Raw genomic sequence first — 17,266 nt, forward strand, 5'->3', positions numbered from 1 at the left:
GGCGGGCGTCCGACCTAGCCGGTCAGGCTAGATCAGCAGCAAGGACCGCCGTTGCAGCAGGCCGCGCCCAGGGCGCAGCAGGCTTGGACGGCCTTGGTCACGGCGGCGGGCGCGGCGGCGTAGGCGGCCGTGGCCGAGACCAGCAGCATCAGCGCCGCGGTGGAGAAGATACGTTTCATGATGAGTTTCCGATTTTCAGATTGAGGAAGGTCTTCTGAAGTCGGAAGTCACCGTGGAGGGGGCAGGTCCGGCGCCAGGGCCCGTCCCGGCGGCATGGCCGCGGGTTCGGGCGCGATGGCCGGGGCGTCGCGACGGACCGGTTCGGACAAGGCGTGCTCGCGGGCGACGATGACCTGGCAGGCGACCACGCAGGTCTGCGGACAGGCCGACTTGTCGATGTCGCGGCAAGGCGCGTCCGGGCAGCAGTCCATGGGCGCGGCCATGGCGGGGGCCAGCGGACCGGCGACCAGCAGCAGCGCGCCCAGGAGCGCCACGCTCCAGGCCAGCCAGCTCGTTCTGATCGAAGCGCGCGCCATGGCCAAGTTCTAGGTCGGGACGCGCGGCTTGCGAAGTCCCGTCATCCCTTAAGGGTGTTAGACCGCCACCGCCTCTTCCGTCCCGACCTCGCGCGGCGGGGCGTTGAAGACGGTCTCGTTCAAGATGCCCTCGCGCTTAGCCACGATGGTCGGCACCAAGGCCTGGCCGGCGACGTTCACGGCGGTGCGGCCCATGTCGAGGATCGGGTCGATGGCCAGCAGCAGGCCCACGCCTTCCAACGGCAGGCCGAGGGTCGAGAGGGTCAGGGTCAGCATGACCACCGCCCCGGTCAGGCCCGCCGTCGCCGCCGAGCCCAGCACCGAGACGAAGACGATCAGGCCGTAGTCGGTCAGGTGCAGCGGCAGGTGATAGAACTGGGCGATGAAGATCGCCGCCACGGCCGGATAGATGGCCGCGCAGCCGTCCATCTTGGTGGTCGCGCCCAGGGGCACGGCGAAGGCGGCGTAGGCGCGCGGCACGCCCAGGCGGGTCTCGGTCAGGCTCTCGGTCACCGGCAGGGTCCCGATCGACGAGCGCGAGACGAAGCCCAGCTGGATGGCGGGCCAGGCTCCGGCGAAGAACCGCAGGGGGTTCAGGCCGTTCAGCGCCAGGATGGTCGGGTAGACCACGAACAGCACCAGGGCCAGGCCGATATAGATCGCGCCGGCGAAGGCGCCCAGCTGGCCCAGGGTGGTCCAGCCGTACTGGGCCACGGCGTTGCCCAGCAGGCCGACGGTGCCGATCGGAGTCAAGCGGATCACCCACCACAGCACCTTGCGCACCACGGCCAGGGCCGAGGCGTTGAAGGCCAGGAAGCCCTCTCCTGCCGGCCCGACCTTGATCGCCGCCACCCCGGCCACCAGAGCCAGGATCAGGATCTGCAGCACGTTGAACGAGGCCGTGGTCGTGGCCGCGCCGTCCGTGATCTTGGTCGAGGCCTGCAGGCCCAGGATGTTGGAGGGGACCAGGCCCGTCAGGAAGTCCAGCCACGAGCCGGTCGTGCGCGGGGCGTGGGCGGCGGCCAGGTCGACCACCGCGTGCTCGCCCGGACGTAGCACCAGGCCCAGGGCGATGCCGATGGCCACGGCGATCAAGGCGGTGATCGCGAACCACAGCAGGGTGCGCCAGACCAGGCGCGCGGCGTTCTGCAGCTCGCGCAGATTGGCGATGCTGGCGACGATGGCCGTGAACACCAGCGGCGGCACCAGCGCGCGCAGCAGCTGGACGAAGATCGACCCGATCTGATGCAGGGTCTCGGCCAGGCCGTAGCCGGGCTGGCCCTCGGCCGGTCCCAGCGAGCGGGCCAGCAGACCCAGCCCCAGGCCCACGACCATGGCGACCAGCACCTGGACGCCGAAACTGCCGATGAAGCCGCCGGCCTTCCTGGAGGTCGGGTTCGGGGTCGCCGGCGAAGGAGAAGTCTGGACCTGAGCCATCTGGATCCTCGCGAAGGCCCGGTCCGGGCCTTCCAGCATAACGTGACAAGGCCCGGCGGGATCAAACCGCGCGGGCCATCTTGCCCCCGGTTCTGGCGCCGCCGGGTGGAAACGCCCAACCAGAATTCATGGACGCGGGATCAATGCATCTGGATCGACCAGGTTCGCGCAAGACGGCGCCCGGCGTCGGCGTGTCACATGGTCAACGCCCCCTCTCGGCCCCTAGAAGAGGTGTCGGCCGCAGCCTCCAGTATCCAGGGATTTCCAATGAGCCTGTCCTTCCTCGTCGGCGCCATCATCGGCTCGGGCGTCTTCATCCTGCTGGGCCGCGCGCCCGCGCAGAAGCTGGTCGACGCCGTCCAGGCTCGCATCGCCAAACGCTGAAGCTGGTCGAAAGCAACGCGCGAACAGCCCGAAAGTCTTCGTGACGTTTTCATGCCTGAACACGCAGGCGTGTCGGAACGAAAGTCTTGGCGAACGCCTTTATTCCGCATCGGCGCGCGGCTCGCACGCCTTTTGATGCCAAGGAGGCGTACATGTCTATTCTTGCGTGGATCGTGCTCGGCCTCGTGGCCGGTTTCATCGCCAGCAAGCTCGTAAGCCGCACCGGCGGCAGCCTGGTGGTGGACCTGGTGCTCGGGATCGTCGGCGCCGTGGTGGGCGGGTTCCTGTTCAACCAGTTCGGCTCCGCCGGAGTCACCGGTCTGAACCTCTACAGCCTGCTGGTCGCCGTGATCGGCGCGGTCGTCGTCCTGGCGATCTACCACGCGTTCACCGGTCGCCGAGCGCTCTGACGCTTTCGACCGACCTGGAAACAGCGCCTTCGGCTCAGCCGGAGGCGCTTTTCTTTGGTCTGTGCTCCAGAGCGAAGCCTTAGACGTCCACCGCCTGGGCCAGCATCTTGAGCGCCACGCGCAGGCATTCGATGCGCAGCGGGCCACGGCCGATGTCGCCGAGCCGGACCTGCCGATGGTGGGTGTAGCCGCCGCGGCGGGCGCATGCGAAATGCACCAGGCCCGCCGGCCGCTCGGGGTCGCCGACGTCCTCGGCCCAGCCGGTGATCGAGACCGCCACGTCGGCTTTGGATCGCCGGATCGCGCCTTCGGCCATGGCGATCGCCGTCGGCTGCGACACCGCCCCGCCGTGCGGCAGGAACGACCGCGGCACCTCCAGAAGCTCGACCTTGGCGTCGTCGGTATAGACCACGAAACCCCGCTCGAACGCGTGCGAACACCCCGGCACGTCGGTGAGCAGAGAGGCCAGCAGGCCTCCCGTGCAGCTCTCCGCCGTGGCCAGGGTCAGCCCGCGCGCGCAGGCGGCCTCAAGGACCGCCCGAGTCAGTTCGTCGATGTCCGACGGCAGGATCGGATCAAGCGCCTCGGCCATGGGCCCCTCCGAAGGCGGGGAAGGCCCGAAGGCCCTCCCCGTGACGTCAGTTCGGCTGTTTGCCGCCCAGTTCGGCCATCAGTTCTTCCTTGCGGGCCTTCATGCGCTTGCCCATCGCCTCGAGGTCTTCGTCGCCCTTCTTGGCCTGGGCGAAGATGCCGCCGGGCTGTTCCTCTTCCTTGACGTGGTGCTTGATGTACTCGCCCAGCACCTTGACCTTGGCGTCGTAATACTCGTCGCCGGGCTTCATCGCCTCGATCTCGGCGATCAGCTTCTTGGCGCCGTCGTGCTCGACATAGGCTTCGTCCAGCATGTCGTCCTCGACCTCGCCGCGCTCCTCCGGATAGAGGATTTCCTCCTCGATCTGGGTGTGTACCTTGAGGGCCAGGGCGATCTTGTTGAACAGGGCCAGCTTCTCGCTGTCCGCTTCCAGCTGCTCGTACTCGTCGAACCAGCCTTCAACCTCGCGGTGATCGGCCTTGAGAAGCGTGATGGCCAACGGGTCGCGGCGGCCGGTGCGGCGCGTGCGGCGGGGCTTGGCGGATTTGGTCGATGAGCTCTTGGCGGAGGTCGCCATGGTGTCTCTCCCTGAAGGCTGGATCGCCTTGGTCAGCGGAGCACAAACACTTCGCATCCAGAGATGTTCCGGAACGCGGGAGGTCACCGTGCAGTATTGCGGGACGCGTCGACTTCTCGACAAACAGTATTCAGAACCGCTCTCAACTAGCGGCCACCCGACATGAAAAAGCCCGGGCGCGGAACGCCCGGGCTCCTTCGATCGCGGTCGGTTCGGCCCTAGTGGGCCGCGACGACCTCTTCCTGGATTTCGTGGACCTTGGCGCCGCGCGCCGCGAACGCGAACCACAGGACGTAGACGTAGCAGACCAGCGGGGCGATGAAGCCCATCGAGATCGAACCGGTCATCTCCTCGATCTTGGCGAAGGCCAGCGGCAGGAACGCGCCGCCCACGATCGCCATGCACAGCAGGCCCGACGTCGCCGAGGTCGGGGCCGACGAGCGCTGCAGGGTCAGGGTGAAGATGGTCGGGAACATGATCGAGTTGAACAGGCCGATCAGCAGGGCCGCGAAGGCCGGGATCAGGCCGCTGGTCACCGGCGCCGAAGCCAGCAGCAGGTTCACCGTGCCGGCGTGGGCGGTCGGGGTCATGTCCTTGGTCAGGATGACCACCAGGGTCAGGGCGATGGCGCCCACGGCCACGAAGGCCAGCAGGGAGTAGTCCTTGATCTTCCGCAGCAGGGCCGAGCCGCCGAAACGGCCGATCATGGCGAAGACCATGTAGAACGTCGTCAGCTTGCCGGCCTGTTCCGACGGGATGTCCAGGATGCGGGTCTGTTCCAGGAACAGCAGCAGGTGCAGCGAGATCGCCACCTCGGCGCCGACATAGAGGAAGATGCCGATCGCGCCCAGGTTCGCCCACTTGGAGGTCAGGGCGGTGAAGGGGTTGACCAGGTGGCCGGTCTTCGGCGCGGCGTCGGTGATCCGCTGGCGGACCAGGAAGATCAGCAGGATGAACAGGGCCAGGCCCACGCCGATGGCGAAATAGACGTTCGAGACGAAGCCGAGGGCCTGCTCGCGCAGGGCCTGGGTGATCACGATGTCCTTCTTGAAGATGTCGCCCTTGAGCAGGAAGTTCGCGCCGAACCACAGGCCGCAGGCCGCGCCCAGCGAGTTGAAGGCCTGCGACAGGTTCAGCCGGAACGAGGACTCCTCGGGCTTGCCCATCGAGGCGATCAGCGGGTTGGCCGCCACCTGCAGCAGGGTGACGCCCGAAGCCATCACGAACAGGCCCACCAGGAAGACGCCGAAGACGTGCAGCTTGGCCGCCGCGATGGCGATGAAGCACCCGGCGACGATGCCGCCCAGGCCCACCATCACCGACTTGGCGTAGCCCAGCTTGGAGAGGAACGCCGCCGAAGGCAGCGACATGATCCCGTAGGCGATGAAGAAGGCGAAGCCGGTCAGGCTGGCTTCAACGGGCGACAGCGTGAAGACCGTCTTCATGGTCTTCAGCAGCGGATCCAGGAGGTTGGTGACCAGTGCCCAGATGAAGAATAGCGCGGTGACGTAGACGATGGCCAACGCCACCCCCTGCCCCGACTTGGGCGCCGCTCCGGAAACCGGAGCCCGCGCCGCACCCATACCTGCCATTTTTGTTTCACTCCCTGTCCGACGTTGCGGGACGCGCCATCCACCCCAACGGTGACAACGTTGTCAAGCGTCGAGGCCGAAAACGGCCCGCTCCAAGATCCCGTCGAGACGCCTTCTGGGAACCGATCACCCGATTCGACGGTTGATCGGAAAACTCCGACAAATCCCCGTCGATGGGAAGACCGTGATGTCGATGATCGCCATTCTGCTGACGTCGGGCCTGGTGACCGTGATCGCCGTGATCGGTCTGGCCGACGCCTTCACCCACCTGCTGTGCTGGTCGGCGCGCTCGCTGCGCGAGCCCCGGGCGCTTCGCGTCGCCAGCCCGTCGGCGGACGCGGCCCGCCGCGAACGCCTGGCCGGCTGACGCTTCTAAGCGGCCTTGCGGCTGGGCGCACTGGAGACGGCCCAGACGTCGTGCGCCGCTTCGCCCGCCAGGATGTTCTCGGCGGTCAGTAGGCCGCTGAGCGTGGCGTGGTCGCGCTCGCCGTCGCGGTGCAGGCCGTTGCGGCCCGCCAGGTGCAGGCTGGGGAACTGCATCTTCAGGTCCAGGCGGATCATGGCCCGATGCTCGGCGCAGTCCTCGTCCTCGATCGGCAGGACCTTGCGCTGGCGGATCACGCGGGCGTCGCGGACGGCGGTCGGGTCCATCAGCCCCATCACCGCGGCCTCGCGCCAGGCCAGGGCCACCAGGTCGGCGTCGCTGGCCGTCCACAGGCCGTCCCCCTCGAAGCAGAAGTATTCCAGGCCCAGGCAGCTGGCCGCCTCGCCTTCCGGCGCCATGGCTGGCGACCAGGCGCGGTAGTTCTGCACCCGGCCGACCTGCAGGTCGGTGTCGTAGACGTCGATGGCGGTCTCGCGCAGCGGCTGGCGCGTGCGGCCCACCAGGGCCACCGTGATCTGGTCGCGGTACATCAGCTCGCCGGCGTGGAACAGGCTGATCGGCGTCGGCCGCAGCATGCCCATCAGCTCGCGCAGCGGCGCGGTCGAGACCACGTGGTCGGCGGTGCGGACCTCGTGGGCGCCGTCCTCGCGCAGGACCGTCACCGTCCACAGCTTGGCGGCGGCGTCGAACTTCAGGGTCTCCACGCGGCGGCCCAGGGCCACCTCGCCGCCCAGGGCCGCGATCTTCCCGGCGCAGGCCCGCCACACCGCCCCGGCGCCGTCGCGCGGATAGCGCAGGCTGGCGCTCGGCTTGCGAGCGTTGGCGCTGCCAGCCGGCGTCTGGTCGCTGATCAGGCCCGACACCTTCTCGGCGAAGGGCCGGAACAGCATGGTCGACAGCCGCGCGCCGACGCGGTTGCGGATCTCGTCGGCGAAGGTCCGGGGCGACTTGATCGGGCGGATCTTGGCCAGGCCGAACGAGGCCAGGCAGGCCGCCCCGCCGCGCAGACCCAGATGCGCCAGGGCTTCCAGGATCTTCAGCGGATAGGCGTAGAAGCGTTCGCGGTGATAGATGCGCGCCGCGCGCGGCCGCTCGACGAAGCCGTCCGGCAGCAGCTCGGACCACAGGTCCAGCACCCGCGTGGAGGCCGAGGCGTAGGCCCCGCCGCCCAGGTCGATCCGGAAGCCGTGATGCTCGATCGTGCGGCTGGAGCCGCCGACCTCGCGCGGGTCCATCTCCAGCACGGCGACGTCGCGCCCCGCCTTGGCCAGGACATAGGCGGCGGTCAGGCCGGCTGGACCGGCCCCGATCACCAAGGTTTCGACGTGCTGCCCCATGACGCGATGATCCCCGTTCGAAGACCATGGTCGCGCAATAAGGTTAAGACCGCCCCGCCGGACGTGGTGAACCGGCCTTAAACTTGAGCGTGAGGCGCTATGCCGCGCCCCCGTCTCCTAGGCCAGTTGGTCGCCGATCGGCAGGGTGCGGATGCGCTTGCCGGTCGCCGCGAAGACGGCGTTGACCAGGGCGGCGGGCGACGGCGGCAGGGCCGGCTCGCCCAGGCCGGTCGGCGGGTTGTCGCTGAGCACGAAATGCACCTCGACCTGCGGCGCGTTGGCCAGGCGCAGCATCGGGAAGTCGCCGAAGTTGCTCTGGGCGACGGCGCCGTTCTCGATGGTGATCGCCTGGGCCAGGGCGCCGCCGATCCCGTCGATGACCGAGCCCTGCACCTGCTGCTCGGCGCCGTTGGGATTGACGATCTGCTTGCCGACGTCGACCGCCGCCCAGGCCTTGCGGACGCTCGCCTTGCCGTCGGCCACCGCGACCTCCATCACCACCGCCACATAGCCCCGGTGGCTGTAGTGGCAGGCCACGCCTAGGCCGACGCCCTTGTCGGTCTTGCGCCCCCAGCCCGAGGCCTCGGCGGCCTTGTCGAGCACGGCGCGCATGCGGCCGGTGTGGAAGCTGTCGCCCTTGCCCGGCTCGCCGATCAGGCGCGGCGCGCCCAGCAGCTTGCGGCGGAACTCCACCGGATCGGCGCCGGCGGCGTAGGCCACCTCGTCGATGAAGCCCTGGTAGACGAAGCCGTAGGCGTTGTTGCCCGGGGCCCGCAGCCAGCCGGTCGGCACGCCCAGCGGCATGACCGACACGTCCTGGGCGTAGTTGTCGACCGCGCCGTACGGGAACTGCGTGCCGCCGATATTGGCGGCGCGGGCGAACTTCGTCCCCTCGCCGAAGGTCACGAAGTGGTTGCGCCAGGCGACCAGCCCGCCCTGGGCGTCCAGCCCCGCCGTCAGCCGGTGGTAGCCGGCCGGGCGGTAGAAGTCGTGCTGCATGTCGTCCTCGCGGGTCCACAGCAGCTTGACCGGCGCGCCGATCGTCTTGGAGATCCACGCCGCCTCGACCATGAAGTCGTTCATCAGCCGCCGGCCGAAGCCGCCGCCGCTGCGGGTGAAGTGGATCGTGATGTCGTCGGGCTTGATCCCCAGGGTCTTGGCCACCAGCTCGCGGCCGTCCTCGGGGTTCTGGGCCGGGGCCCAGATCTCGACCTTGCCGTCCTTGAAGCTGGCCGTGCAGTTCTGCGGCTCCAGGGTGGCGTGGGCGTTGAACGGGTAGCTGTAGTCGGCCTTGACCACCTTGGCCGCGCCCTTCAGGGCGGCGTCGACGTCGCCGACGGTCTTGAGGCTGCGGTGCGGTGGCTGGCCGTGCAGTTCGGCGGCCTTGGCGATGAAGCCCGCGCTGCTCTGGCCGCTGGTCGGATGGTCGGCCCAGGTGACCTCCAGGGCGTTGCGGCCCTTGCGCGCCTGCCACCAGGTGTCGGCCACCACGACCACGCCGCCCAGCAGGCCTTCCAGCTCGGTTCCGCCGTCCACTACGAAGACATGGCGCACGCCCTTGACCGCCTTGGCCGGGGCCAGGTCGACCTTGGCCACCTTGGCGGCGAACACCGGGGCTTTGAGGAAGGTGGCGTACAGCATGCCCGGCACGCGCACGTCGATGCCGTACAGCGGCTTGCCCGTGACGATGGCCGGGGTGTCGGACTGCGGCTGGGCCTTGCCGATGATCCGGTAGGCCTTGGGGTCCTTCAGCGTCAGGGTCTTGGGATCGGGCGGGGTCAAGCCGGCCGCGGCCTGGGCCAGTTCGCCGTAGGACGCGCGGCGCTTGCCGGCCTTGTCGACCACGAAGCCCGGCTCGGTGGCCAGGCCGGCGGCCGGGACGTTCCAGCGCTGGGCGGCCGCCTGGATCAGCAGGGCCCGGCCCACGGCCCCGACCTGGCGCATCGGCTCCCAGTCGTCGGGCGTGGAGGTGCTGCCGCCGGCCGACTGCTCGCCGAACACCTTGGCGTCGATCGGGGCCTGCTCGATGCGGACGGCCGACCAGTCGACGTCCAGCTCCTCGGCGATCAGCATCGGCATCGAGGTCTTGATCCCCTGCCCGATCTCCGGCCGCTTGGCGGCGATGGTCACCACGCCGTCCGGCGCAATGCGGACGAAGGCGCTGAAGGGGTTGGCGGTCGCTTCGCCCTGCGCCCGCACCAGGCCCGGCAGGCTGAACGACAGCAGCAGGCCGCCGCCGGCCGCGGCGCCGGTCTTCAGGAACAGGCGGCGCGAGGGGTTCTCCAAGATCGCGTCCATGCTCACGCCTCCACCTGGCCCGAGGCCGCCTTGATGGCCTTGCGGATGCGGATGTAGGTGGCGCACCGGCAGAGGTTGCCGTTCATCGCCGCGTCGATCTCGTCATCGGTGGGCTTGGGTGCGGCGGCCAGCAGGGCCGTGGCCGACATGATCTGGCCGGCCTGGCAGTAGCCGCACTGCGGCACGTCGATGGCCTTCCAGGCGTCCTGCACCTTGGCCCCGACCGGGTTGGCGCCGATCCCCTCGATCGTGGTCACCGCCTTGGCGCCCACCCGGGCCAGCGAGGTGACGCACGAGCGCATGGCCACGCCGTCGATGTGCACCGTGCACGCCCCGCACTGGGCCACGCCGCAGCCGTACTTGGTTCCCACCAGCCCCAGAACGTCGCGCAGCACCCACAGCAGGGGCGTGTCGGGCTCGGCGTCCACCGTGTGGACCTGACCGTTGACCTTCAAGCTTGTCGACATGCCGCTACTCCCGAACCGGTGCGGCGCCAGAGTGCCAAAGGCTTGAGGCCGCGACCAGAGGCCGCGTCGCCGACAAAACTGTCATAAAACCGTCACGTGGAGCTTGAACGCGGCCGCCTTCCGTGGTTCCGCTCCGCGCTTCCGGACGTTCCGTACAAGGACGTGCGCCAAATTCCACGCTTCGAACAGAGGATGAAGCGACCATGCTGGGCTTGTTCCGGGCCGTCATGCCCAAGGAAGACCGCTTCTTCGAGCTGTTCGCGCAGCACGCCGCCACCCTGGTGGCCGGCGCCAAGGCGCTGCGGGACCTGATGGAAGGCGGCGACGGCGTCGAGGCCGCCAGCGCCCGCGTCTACCAGCACGAGGAAGAGGCCGACGAGATCACCCGCCAGGTGATGGGCGCGATCCGCCGCAGCTTCATCACCCCGTTCGACCGCAGCGACATCCAGGACCTGACCACCTCGCTGGACGACGCCATCGACCAGATGCGCAAGACCGCCAAGGTCGTCAGTCTGTTCGAGGTCAAGACCTTCGAGCCGCAGATGCGCGAGATGGCCGCGATCATCGTCCAGGCCGCCGAACTGACCGTCGAGGCCGTGGCCCTGCTGCCCGACATGCGCAAGAACGCCCACCGCCTGACCGAGCTGGCCGTCCGCGTGACCCAGATCGAGGAGCAGGCCGACCAGATGTACGACCACGGCCGCAAGGCGCTGTTCATGGCCCACCGCAACGGCGACCCGATGACCTTCATCGTCGGCGTCGACATCTACAGCCACCTGGAGAAGGTGGTCGACCGCTTCGAGGACGTGGCCAACCGCATCAGCGGCATCGTGGTCGAGCAGGTCTAGTGGACCCGACCTTCCTCATCCTGGTCGTGCTGGTGGTCGTGGCCCTGGGCTTCGACTTCCTGAACGGCCTGCACGACGCGGCCAACTCGATCGCCACCATCGTCTCGACGCGCGTGCTGTCGGCGAAGTGGGCGGTGCTGTGGGCGGCGTTCTTCAACTTCATCGCCTTCGCGGTGTTCGGCACCAGCGTGGCCAAGATGGTGGGGGCCGGGATCATCGACCCGCACATCATCACCGACCGGCTGATCTTCGGGGCCCTGATGGGCGCCATCGCCTGGAACCTGATCACCTGGTGGGCCGGCATCCCCTCGTCCAGCTCGCACGCCCTGATCGGCGGCCTGGTCGGGGCCTCGGTGGCCAAGGTCGGCGGTCTGGGCGCGGTGCAGTGGGCGGGTCTGGGCAAGACCGCTGCGGCGATCGTCGTCTCGCCCACCCTGGGCTTCCTGCTGGCCCTGCTGCTGGTGCTGGTGGTCTCCTGGACCTTCGTGAAGAGCTCGCCGTTCTTCGCCGACCGGGTCTTCCGCAAGGCCCAGTTCGTCTCGGCGGCCCTTTATTCGCTGGGCCACGGCGGCAACGACGCCCAGAAGACCATGGGCATCATCGCCGCCCTGCTGTTCGCCCACGGCATGAGCGACCAGCCGGGGCACATCCCGTTCTGGGTGGTCATCTCGTGCCAGACCGCCATGGCCCTGGGCACGCTGTTCGGCGGCTGGCGCATCGTCCACACCATGGGCAGCAAAATCACCCGCCTGACGCCGATGCAGGGCTTCTGCGCTGAAACCGGCGGCGCCATTACGTTGTTCTTCTTCACGCACCTTGGCGTTCCGGTCTCGACGACTCACACGATCACGGGCGCTATTGTCGGCGTCGGCGCTTCGCGTCGGGTTTCGGCCGTCCGTTGGGGCGTGGCCAAGAGCATCGTGACCGCCTGGATCGTCACCCTGCCCGCGGCCGGCCTGGTCGCGGCGGCGTTCTACTATCTCGGGTTCTGGATGAAGTGACCGACACGGCGGGCGGGAAGCAGGGGGGCAAGTCCGGACAGCGGCGACGCCAGGTCGCCGCCCTGCCCTGGCGCGTGGACGCGATCGCCGGCCTGCAGGTCCTGCTGGTGTCCTCCCGCGAGACCCGCCGCTGGGTGATCCCCAAGGGCTGGCCCATGAAGGGCAAAACCAACGCCCAGGCCGCCGCCCAGGAAGCCTACGAGGAGGCGGGCCTCGACGGCCGGATCGAGGCCGAGCCTATCGGCGAATATCCCTATCTCAAGCGCCTCAAGAGCGGCGCCGCCCGCCCGGTGACGGTCGACGTCTATCCGCTGGAGGTCACCGGCGAGCACGCGATCTGGCCCGAGAAGGGCCAGAGGACCCTGAAATGGATGTCGCCCGTCGAGGCGGCCCTGGCGGTGCAGGAGCCGGAGCTGCGCGACCTGATCGCCCGCTTCGCCAAGGTCGAGCTGCCGGCCGACGAGCGCCCGGCCCCCGCCCCAGCCCCGACACCGATGCGCGTGGCGCTGACGCGCCTGCGCCGGCGGATCACCGTGGCCTGGGGGCGCCGGCGCCGCTGGCTCTGAGCACAGGCTGGGGATAACTCGACAAGCCGCTTCGCATTCACTATGTTCTCGTTACGTTCCGTCGCGAGAATCGCCATGCAACTGTCCCTCGACCTGTCGACCTCGCCCCTAGAGGCCATGCGCGACGGGCTGATAAAGACCTTCGGGCCCCAGCGGCCCACCCGGCGGCTCGACCCGGTGTCGCAGCTGGTCAAGTCGTCGATCAGCGGCCGGACCAAGGACGCCGTGTCCTGGGCCGTCTACCACCGCCTCAAAGAACGCTTCGCCACCTGGGAGGAACTGGCCGAGACGCCCGACGCCGAGGTCCAGGCGCTGATCAAGGACGTCACCTTCCCGGACGAGAAGGCCCGCCACCTGCCCCACGCCCTGCGGCTGATCCAGGTGCGCAGCGGCTGGAAGCTGTCGCTGGATCACCTGGCCGAGCTGGAGCTGGACAGCGCGCGCTGGTGGCTGCAGGGGCTGCCGGGCGTGGGGGTCAAGGTCGCCGCCTCGGTGCTGAACTTCAGCCCCCTGAACATGCGGGCCCTGGTGGTCGACACCCACGTCCACCGTGTGGCCACGCGTCTGGGCCTGATCCCCGCCGGCTACGACACCACCCACGCCTACCGCGCCCTGATGGACATGGTCCCCGACAGCTGGACGGCCGAGGACCTGTACGAGCTGCACTGGCTGATGAAGGGCCTGGGCCAGCTGCTGTGTTCGCATCACGCGCCGCGCTGCGGGGCCTGCGCGCTGAAGGCCACCTGCCCGAGGGTCGGGGTGGAGCGCAGCGCCGATATCCTGGCGTGGCGGCCTAGGTCGTAGAACCCTCTGCCAGAGGGAGAGGGTTTCCGGTGAACCTCCGCCTTTCCCGCACGCTCCCCACCCATGCCTCAGGACATCCGCATCGGCACGGCCGGCTGGAGCGCGCCCCGTGACCTCGACGTCTTCCCGGTCGAGGGCACAGGCCTGGAACGCTACGCGGCGGTGTTCGACGCGGTCGAGATCAACTCGTCCTTCTACCGCCCCCACCAGCGCAAGACCTACGAGCGCTGGGCGGCCTCGACGCCGGCCGGGTTCCGGTTCGCGGTGAAGGTCATCCGCACGGTCACCCACGAGCGGAAGCTGGTCGATTGCGCCGAGCCCTTGGCGCGGTTCCTCGACGAATGCGGCGGGCTGGGCGAGAAGCAGGGGCCGCTGCTGATCCAGCTGCCGCCCAGCCTGAGGTTCGACGCCCGGATCGTGGAGCCCTTCCTCACGAACTGGCGCAAAGCGACCAAGGCCGCGACGGTGCTGGAGCCCCGCCATGCCACCTGGTTCGACGCCCCCGCCGAGGCGTTGCTGCGGGCCTTCGAGATCGCCCGGGTCGCCGCCGATCCGGCCGTGGTCCCCGTCGCCGCCGAGCCCGGGGGTTGGCGCGGCCTGACCTATCGCCGCCTGCACGGCTCGCCCGCGATGTATGCGACGTCCTACGATGACGGACGGCTGGAGCCCCTGGCCGCGCGGATCGCCGGCGAGGCCGACGCGGCCCAGGCCTGGTGCGTCTTCGACAACACCCAGTTCGGCGCGGCCACCACCGACGCCCTGAAACTGATGGGCCTTATTTCGCCGCGGCCAGCTCGGTGAAGGTCTTGGTCCCGATCGGATAGCGGCGCCAGTCGTTGAAGTCGAAGTGCCACCACTCCTCGGGATAGACGCTGAACCCCTCGGCCCCCATCGCCTGGCGCAGGACGGCCCGGCGCGCCCGCTGCGCCGTCGTGCCGCCCACGAAGTCGGCGTAGGACCGGGTCGAGAACTCGTCGTAGCGGCCCGGCATCTCGACGGCCTCGCCGGTCTTCAGGTCGTACAGCGTCAGGTCCACCGCGCAGCCGCGGTTGTGCCGCGAGCCCTCGGCCGGGTCGGCGACGAAGACGTGGTCTTCCGGCGGGGTGGCCTCCCAGAACATCCAGGTGACGTACCATGGCCGGTAGGCGTCGTGGATCAGCAGGCCGTAGCCCTTGGCCGCCAGCGCCTTGTGGGCGCGGCCCAGGGCCTGGGCCGCCGGGCGCTGCATATAGGCGGCCGGGCGCTCGTAGAGCGGGATGCCCATGAAGTTGTCCGAACCGGCATACCAGATGTCGAGCTTGATCCCCGGATCGACGGTCGTGACGTCGACCAGGTCGGACGGCAGGCGCTCGCCCGTCTCGACCGGCGGCGTGGCGGCCAGGGCCCGTCGGCGCAGGGCCGCCGGATCGGCGCGGACGGCCTGGTGGATCCGCTCGCGCGTCTCGGCGCCGAAGTCGTGGAAGGCCAGGGCCTTGCCGTCCAGGCGCAGCCCGCCCTTCTCGAGGATCAGCTCGCCGCCGCCCGCGACGGCGTAGCGGTCGCCGCCCAAAGGCGTCAGCCGCGCGGACTTGAAGCCCGCGCCGTCGATGTGCAGCGCCCCGTCCTTCTCGAACAGGGTCAGGGGCGCGGCCTTGTCTCCATACTGGCCGATGGCCGCCCACTCCGCCTTCGTCTGGCCAAAGGCGGCCGGGGCGACAAGCCCGGCCGCGGCGATGGACAGCACCGATCGTCGAACCAAACCCCGCATCGCCGCCCCCCTTTTGGCGCTTCTTCCGCTACTTCATCGTCGGGATGACGAAGGCGCTGTCCTCGACCTCCCCCTCCGGCCACCGCGCGGTGATCGTCTTGACCTTGGTGTAGAACTTCACGCCCTCGACGCCGTGCTGGTTGGTGTCGCCGAACGCGCTGCGCTTCCAGCCGCCGAAGGTGTGGTAGGCCACCGGCACCGGGATCGGCACATTGATGCCGACCATGCCGACATTGACCCGCGCGGCGAACTCGCGCGCCGCCCGGCCGTTGCGGGTGAAGATCGCCACGCCGTTGCCGTACTGGTGCTCGGACGGCAGGGCCAGGGCCTCCTCGAAGCTCTCGGCGCGCACGATCTGCAGCACCGGGCCGAAGATCTCCTCCTGGTAGGTCTTCATGCCCTTCTTGACGCCGTCGAACATCGACGGGCCGATGAAGAAGCCCTTCTCGAAGCCCTGCAGGGCGAAGTCGCGGCCGTCGACCACCAGCTCGGCGCCTTCCTCGACGCCGATCTTGATGTAGTCCGCGATCTTGGCGCGGTGGGCGGCGCTGACCACGGGACCGTAGTGGGCGGCGGCGTCGGTGGAGATGCCGACCTTCAGGGTCTCGATCTCGGCGACCATCCGCTCGCGCAGCTCGTCGCCGGTCTTCTTGCCGACGGGAACGACCACCGGCAGGGCCATGCAGCGCTCGCCGGCCGAGCCGAAGGCCGCGCCCGACAGGTCCTTGACCACCTGGTCCAGGTCGGCGTCGGGCAGGACGATGCCGTGGTTCTTGGCCCCGCCCATGGCCTGGACGCGTTTCCCGTGCGCCGTGCCGGTCTGGTAGACGTAGTGGGCGATGTCGGACGAGCCGACGAAGCTGACGGCCTTGATGTCCGGGTGGGTCAGGATGGCGTCGACGGCGGTCTTGTCGCCGTGCACGACGTTCAGCACCCCGGCGGGGGCGCCCGCCTCCATCATCAGCTCGGCCAGCTTGACCGGCACGGTCGGGTCCTTCTCCGACGGCTTGAGGATGAAGCTGTTGCCCACGGCGATGCTGATGCCGAACATCCACATCGGGATCATGGCCGGGAAGTTGAACGGGGTGATGCCCGCGCAGACGCCCAGCGGCTGGCGCATCGAATAGACGTCGATGCCGGGGCCCGCGCCCTCGGTGTACTCGCCCTTGAGGATGTGGGGGATGCCGCAGGCGAACTCGATCACCTCCAGGCCGCGCTGGATGTCGCCCTTGGAGTCGGCGATCACCTTGCCGTGCTCGGACGACAGGATCTCGGCCAGGGCGTTCATGTCGCGCTCGATCAGGCGCTTGAACTCGAACATCACCCGGGCGCGGCGCTGCGGGTTGGTGGCGGCCCAGCCGATCTGCGCCTTGGCGGCGGCCTGGACGGCGGCGTCCAGCTCGGCGTCGGTGGCCAGGGCCACGCGAGCCTGGATCTCGCCGGTGTTCGGATTGAACACATCGCCGAAGCGGCCGGACGTTCCCTCGAGGGCTTGTCCGTTCACGAAATGGCTGATGGTCCGCATGATACGCTCCCTAGATCTTGTTTTGCGCGTCATTAGCACCCTGCGACCGGGCCGTATCGCGCAAATTCTCCCCACCACAAATCGTGATGAGGGCGGCTATTCCTCCACGTGCACGCGGCGGAACCGGCCCTGCAGATAGACCAGCGGCTCGTGGTCCGGGTCATAGCGCAGCTTCACCACCCGCCCGACATAGACCCGGTGGTCGCCGGCGTCGAAGACCTGATGGGTCACGCATTCGAAATTGGCCATGCAGTCGGGCAGGATCGGGACGCCCGTGCCCCAGGTCTCGGTGTCGATGCCCGCGAAACGGTCACCGTCCTTCTGCACGAACTGGCGGGCCATGGCCTGCTGGTCGGCGTGCAGCACGTTGACCGTGAACCGCTCGGCCGCGTCCAGGATCGCCAGGCTGCGCGAATTGAGGTCGACGCAGACCAGGGCCAGCGGCGGGTCCAGCGACACCGAGGTGAAGGAATTGGCGGTCAGCCCCACCCGGCGGCCGTCCTCGCAGACCGTGGTGACCACGGTCACCCCCGTGGTGAAGCATCCGAAAGCGTGGCGCAGCGCCCGGGCGTCGTGCGCGCCCCCCTCGCCCAGTTCGATCGTGACCGGTTGACTCATTCCCTAACCAGTGAGGCAAACCGGCGTTACGGGCAAGGGTTGGGGAGGCAGACACGGGTCCTCGACCTCGGGCTTTCGCGACGAGTGGGTGGGGAGGCGCGGAGCGGACCGGGCTTCGCCCGGAGACCGTGAGTTTTGTGTG

General features: G+C 69.0%; 19 protein-coding genes. 7 read left to right on the plus strand and 12 right to left on the minus strand.

Annotated features, from left to right (window positions below; all coding sequences use genetic code 11):
- Positions 1–32: 32 nt before the first annotated feature.
- The 3 genes from WAE60_RS17670 to WAE60_RS17680 are packed head-to-tail and all read right to left on the minus strand — an operon-like array spanning position 33 to position 1,973.
- Positions 33–179 (minus strand): hypothetical protein, encoded by a 147-nt coding sequence (locus WAE60_RS17670; RefSeq protein ID WP_337687718.1) that lies wholly within the window; start codon positions 177–179, stop codon positions 33–35.
- 48 nt (positions 180–227) lie between these two features.
- Positions 228–536, minus strand: a complete 309-nt coding sequence (locus WAE60_RS17675; protein ID WP_156035864.1) for a hypothetical protein — start codon at positions 534–536, stop codon at positions 228–230.
- A gap of 57 nt (positions 537–593) precedes the next feature.
- The gene (locus tag WAE60_RS17680; RefSeq protein WP_337687719.1) at positions 594–1,973 is read right to left on the minus strand and encodes a dicarboxylate/amino acid:cation symporter; all 1,380 of its coding nucleotides are present in this window, start codon (positions 1,971–1,973) and stop codon (positions 594–596) included.
- 536 nt (positions 1,974–2,509) lie between these two features.
- Here WAE60_RS17680 and WAE60_RS17685 point away from each other — a divergent pair.
- Positions 2,510–2,767 carry a GlsB/YeaQ/YmgE family stress response membrane protein gene (locus tag WAE60_RS17685; RefSeq protein WP_028040338.1) on the plus strand — a complete coding sequence of 86 codons (258 nt, stop codon included), beginning with the start codon at positions 2,510–2,512 and terminating at the stop codon, positions 2,765–2,767.
- A gap of 79 nt (positions 2,768–2,846) precedes the next feature.
- Here the strand turns inward: WAE60_RS17685 and WAE60_RS17690 are convergent, their stop codons facing one another.
- The 3 genes from WAE60_RS17690 to WAE60_RS17700 all read right to left on the minus strand — a co-directional run bounded on the left by WAE60_RS17690 (position 2,847) and on the right by WAE60_RS17700 (position 5,519).
- Positions 2,847–3,359, minus strand: coding sequence for a CinA family protein (locus WAE60_RS17690; RefSeq protein WP_337687720.1), 513 nt, complete (start codon positions 3,357–3,359; stop codon positions 2,847–2,849).
- Positions 3,360–3,405: 46 nt separating this feature from the next.
- The gene (locus WAE60_RS17695) at positions 3,406–3,936 is read right to left on the minus strand and encodes a hemerythrin domain-containing protein (RefSeq protein WP_029916056.1); all 531 of its coding nucleotides are present in this window, start codon (positions 3,934–3,936) and stop codon (positions 3,406–3,408) included.
- Positions 3,937–4,154: 218 nt separating this feature from the next.
- Positions 4,155–5,519: a sugar MFS transporter gene (locus WAE60_RS17700; RefSeq protein WP_051696011.1), complete on the minus strand. Its 1,365-nt coding sequence runs from the start codon at positions 5,517–5,519 to the stop codon at positions 4,155–4,157.
- Positions 5,520–5,715: 196 nt separating this feature from the next.
- Between WAE60_RS17700 and WAE60_RS17705 the strand changes: the two genes are divergently transcribed.
- Positions 5,716–5,895: a hypothetical protein gene (locus tag WAE60_RS17705; RefSeq protein ID WP_029916054.1), complete on the plus strand. Its 180-nt coding sequence runs from the start codon at positions 5,716–5,718 to the stop codon at positions 5,893–5,895.
- A gap of 5 nt (positions 5,896–5,900) precedes the next feature.
- Here the strand turns inward: WAE60_RS17705 and WAE60_RS17710 are convergent, their stop codons facing one another.
- The 3 genes from WAE60_RS17710 to WAE60_RS17720 form a co-directional block, all read right to left on the minus strand.
- Positions 5,901–7,250, minus strand: a complete 1,350-nt coding sequence (locus WAE60_RS17710; RefSeq protein WP_337687721.1) for an FAD-dependent oxidoreductase — start codon at positions 7,248–7,250, stop codon at positions 5,901–5,903.
- Positions 7,251–7,367: 117 nt separating this feature from the next.
- Positions 7,368–9,548 (minus strand): xanthine dehydrogenase family protein molybdopterin-binding subunit, encoded by a 2,181-nt coding sequence (locus tag WAE60_RS17715; protein WP_337687722.1) that lies wholly within the window; start codon positions 9,546–9,548, stop codon positions 7,368–7,370.
- A gap of 2 nt (positions 9,549–9,550) precedes the next feature.
- On the minus strand, positions 9,551–10,015 hold the full coding sequence (locus tag WAE60_RS17720) for a (2Fe-2S)-binding protein (protein ID WP_337687723.1): 465 nt from the start codon (positions 10,013–10,015) through the stop codon (positions 9,551–9,553).
- A gap of 203 nt (positions 10,016–10,218) precedes the next feature.
- On the opposite strand from WAE60_RS17720, the gene WAE60_RS17725 reads away from it, so the two are divergent.
- The 5 genes from WAE60_RS17725 to WAE60_RS17745 all read left to right on the plus strand — a co-directional run bounded on the left by WAE60_RS17725 (position 10,219) and on the right by WAE60_RS17745 (position 14,035).
- The gene (locus WAE60_RS17725) at positions 10,219–10,863 is read left to right on the plus strand and encodes a DUF47 domain-containing protein (RefSeq protein ID WP_029916049.1); all 645 of its coding nucleotides are present in this window, start codon (positions 10,219–10,221) and stop codon (positions 10,861–10,863) included.
- Entirely contained in the window at positions 10,863–11,864 is a 1,002-nt protein-coding gene (locus WAE60_RS17730) for an inorganic phosphate transporter (RefSeq protein ID WP_029916047.1), read from the plus strand. Before WAE60_RS17725 ends, WAE60_RS17730 begins: the two co-directional genes overlap by 1 nt.
- Positions 11,861–12,430 (plus strand): NUDIX hydrolase, encoded by a 570-nt coding sequence (locus tag WAE60_RS17735; protein ID WP_029916044.1) that lies wholly within the window; start codon positions 11,861–11,863, stop codon positions 12,428–12,430. The genes WAE60_RS17730 and WAE60_RS17735 overlap by 4 nt, the downstream gene beginning before the upstream one ends.
- A gap of 75 nt (positions 12,431–12,505) precedes the next feature.
- A complete protein-coding gene (locus WAE60_RS17740) occupies positions 12,506–13,234 on the plus strand; it encodes an endonuclease III (RefSeq protein WP_337687724.1) in 729 nt (242 codons plus the stop codon).
- Positions 13,235–13,297: 63 nt separating this feature from the next.
- A complete protein-coding gene (locus WAE60_RS17745; protein ID WP_029916040.1) occupies positions 13,298–14,035 on the plus strand; it encodes a DUF72 domain-containing protein in 738 nt (245 codons plus the stop codon).
- On the opposite strand, the gene WAE60_RS17750 is transcribed toward WAE60_RS17745, so the two are convergent.
- From WAE60_RS17750 to WAE60_RS17760, 3 genes are all read right to left on the minus strand, one after another.
- Entirely contained in the window at positions 14,010–14,981 is a 972-nt protein-coding gene (locus WAE60_RS17750; RefSeq protein ID WP_081916946.1) for a M15 family metallopeptidase, read from the minus strand. The two genes, WAE60_RS17745 and WAE60_RS17750, sit on opposite strands and share 26 nt — an antisense overlap.
- A 28-nt stretch (positions 14,982–15,009) precedes the next feature.
- Positions 15,010–16,506, minus strand: coding sequence for a CoA-acylating methylmalonate-semialdehyde dehydrogenase (locus WAE60_RS17755; protein ID WP_029916037.1), 1,497 nt, complete (start codon positions 16,504–16,506; stop codon positions 15,010–15,012).
- A gap of 96 nt (positions 16,507–16,602) precedes the next feature.
- Positions 16,603–17,124, minus strand: coding sequence for a flavin reductase family protein (locus WAE60_RS17760; RefSeq protein ID WP_029916036.1), 522 nt, complete (start codon positions 17,122–17,124; stop codon positions 16,603–16,605).
- Between the last annotated feature and the right edge of the window lie 142 nt (positions 17,125–17,266).

This window comes from Caulobacter sp. CCG-8, assembly GCF_037402475.1.
GTDB lineage: Bacteria > Pseudomonadota > Alphaproteobacteria > Caulobacterales > Caulobacteraceae > Caulobacter.

What these genes read in the sequence shown, in the direction of transcription:
- WAE60_RS17670 (WP_337687718.1), bottom strand. Translation starts at nt 179, where the DNA reads ATGAAACGTATCTTCTCCACCGCGGCGCTGATGCTGCTGGTCTCGGCC.
- WAE60_RS17675 (WP_156035864.1), bottom strand. Translation starts at nt 536, where the DNA reads ATGGCGCGCGCTTCGATCAGAACGAGCTGGCTGGCCTGGAGCGTGGCG.
- WAE60_RS17680 (WP_337687719.1), bottom strand. Translation starts at nt 1,973, where the DNA reads ATGGCTCAGGTCCAGACTTCTCCTTCGCCGGCGACCCCGAACCCGACC.
- WAE60_RS17685 (WP_028040338.1), top strand. Translation starts at nt 2,510, where the DNA reads ATGTCTATTCTTGCGTGGATCGTGCTCGGCCTCGTGGCCGGTTTCATC.
- WAE60_RS17690 (WP_337687720.1), bottom strand. Translation starts at nt 3,359, where the DNA reads ATGGCCGAGGCGCTTGATCCGATCCTGCCGTCGGACATCGACGAACTG.
- WAE60_RS17695 (WP_029916056.1), bottom strand. Translation starts at nt 3,936, where the DNA reads ATGGCGACCTCCGCCAAGAGCTCATCGACCAAATCCGCCAAGCCCCGC.
- WAE60_RS17700 (WP_051696011.1), bottom strand. Translation starts at nt 5,519, where the DNA reads ATGGGTGCGGCGCGGGCTCCGGTTTCCGGAGCGGCGCCCAAGTCGGGG.
- WAE60_RS17705 (WP_029916054.1), top strand. Translation starts at nt 5,716, where the DNA reads ATGTCGATGATCGCCATTCTGCTGACGTCGGGCCTGGTGACCGTGATC.
- WAE60_RS17710 (WP_337687721.1), bottom strand. Translation starts at nt 7,250, where the DNA reads ATGGGGCAGCACGTCGAAACCTTGGTGATCGGGGCCGGTCCAGCCGGC.
- WAE60_RS17715 (WP_337687722.1), bottom strand. Translation starts at nt 9,548, where the DNA reads ATGGACGCGATCTTGGAGAACCCCTCGCGCCGCCTGTTCCTGAAGACC.
- WAE60_RS17720 (WP_337687723.1), bottom strand. Translation starts at nt 10,015, where the DNA reads ATGTCGACAAGCTTGAAGGTCAACGGTCAGGTCCACACGGTGGACGCC.
- WAE60_RS17725 (WP_029916049.1), top strand. Translation starts at nt 10,219, where the DNA reads ATGCTGGGCTTGTTCCGGGCCGTCATGCCCAAGGAAGACCGCTTCTTC.
- WAE60_RS17740 (WP_337687724.1), top strand. Translation starts at nt 12,506, where the DNA reads ATGCAACTGTCCCTCGACCTGTCGACCTCGCCCCTAGAGGCCATGCGC.
- WAE60_RS17745 (WP_029916040.1), top strand. Translation starts at nt 13,298, where the DNA reads ATGCCTCAGGACATCCGCATCGGCACGGCCGGCTGGAGCGCGCCCCGT.
- WAE60_RS17750 (WP_081916946.1), bottom strand. Translation starts at nt 14,981, where the DNA reads ATGCGGGGTTTGGTTCGACGATCGGTGCTGTCCATCGCCGCGGCCGGG.
- WAE60_RS17755 (WP_029916037.1), bottom strand. Translation starts at nt 16,506, where the DNA reads ATGCGGACCATCAGCCATTTCGTGAACGGACAAGCCCTCGAGGGAACG.
- WAE60_RS17760 (WP_029916036.1), bottom strand. Translation starts at nt 17,124, where the DNA reads ATGAGTCAACCGGTCACGATCGAACTGGGCGAGGGGGGCGCGCACGAC.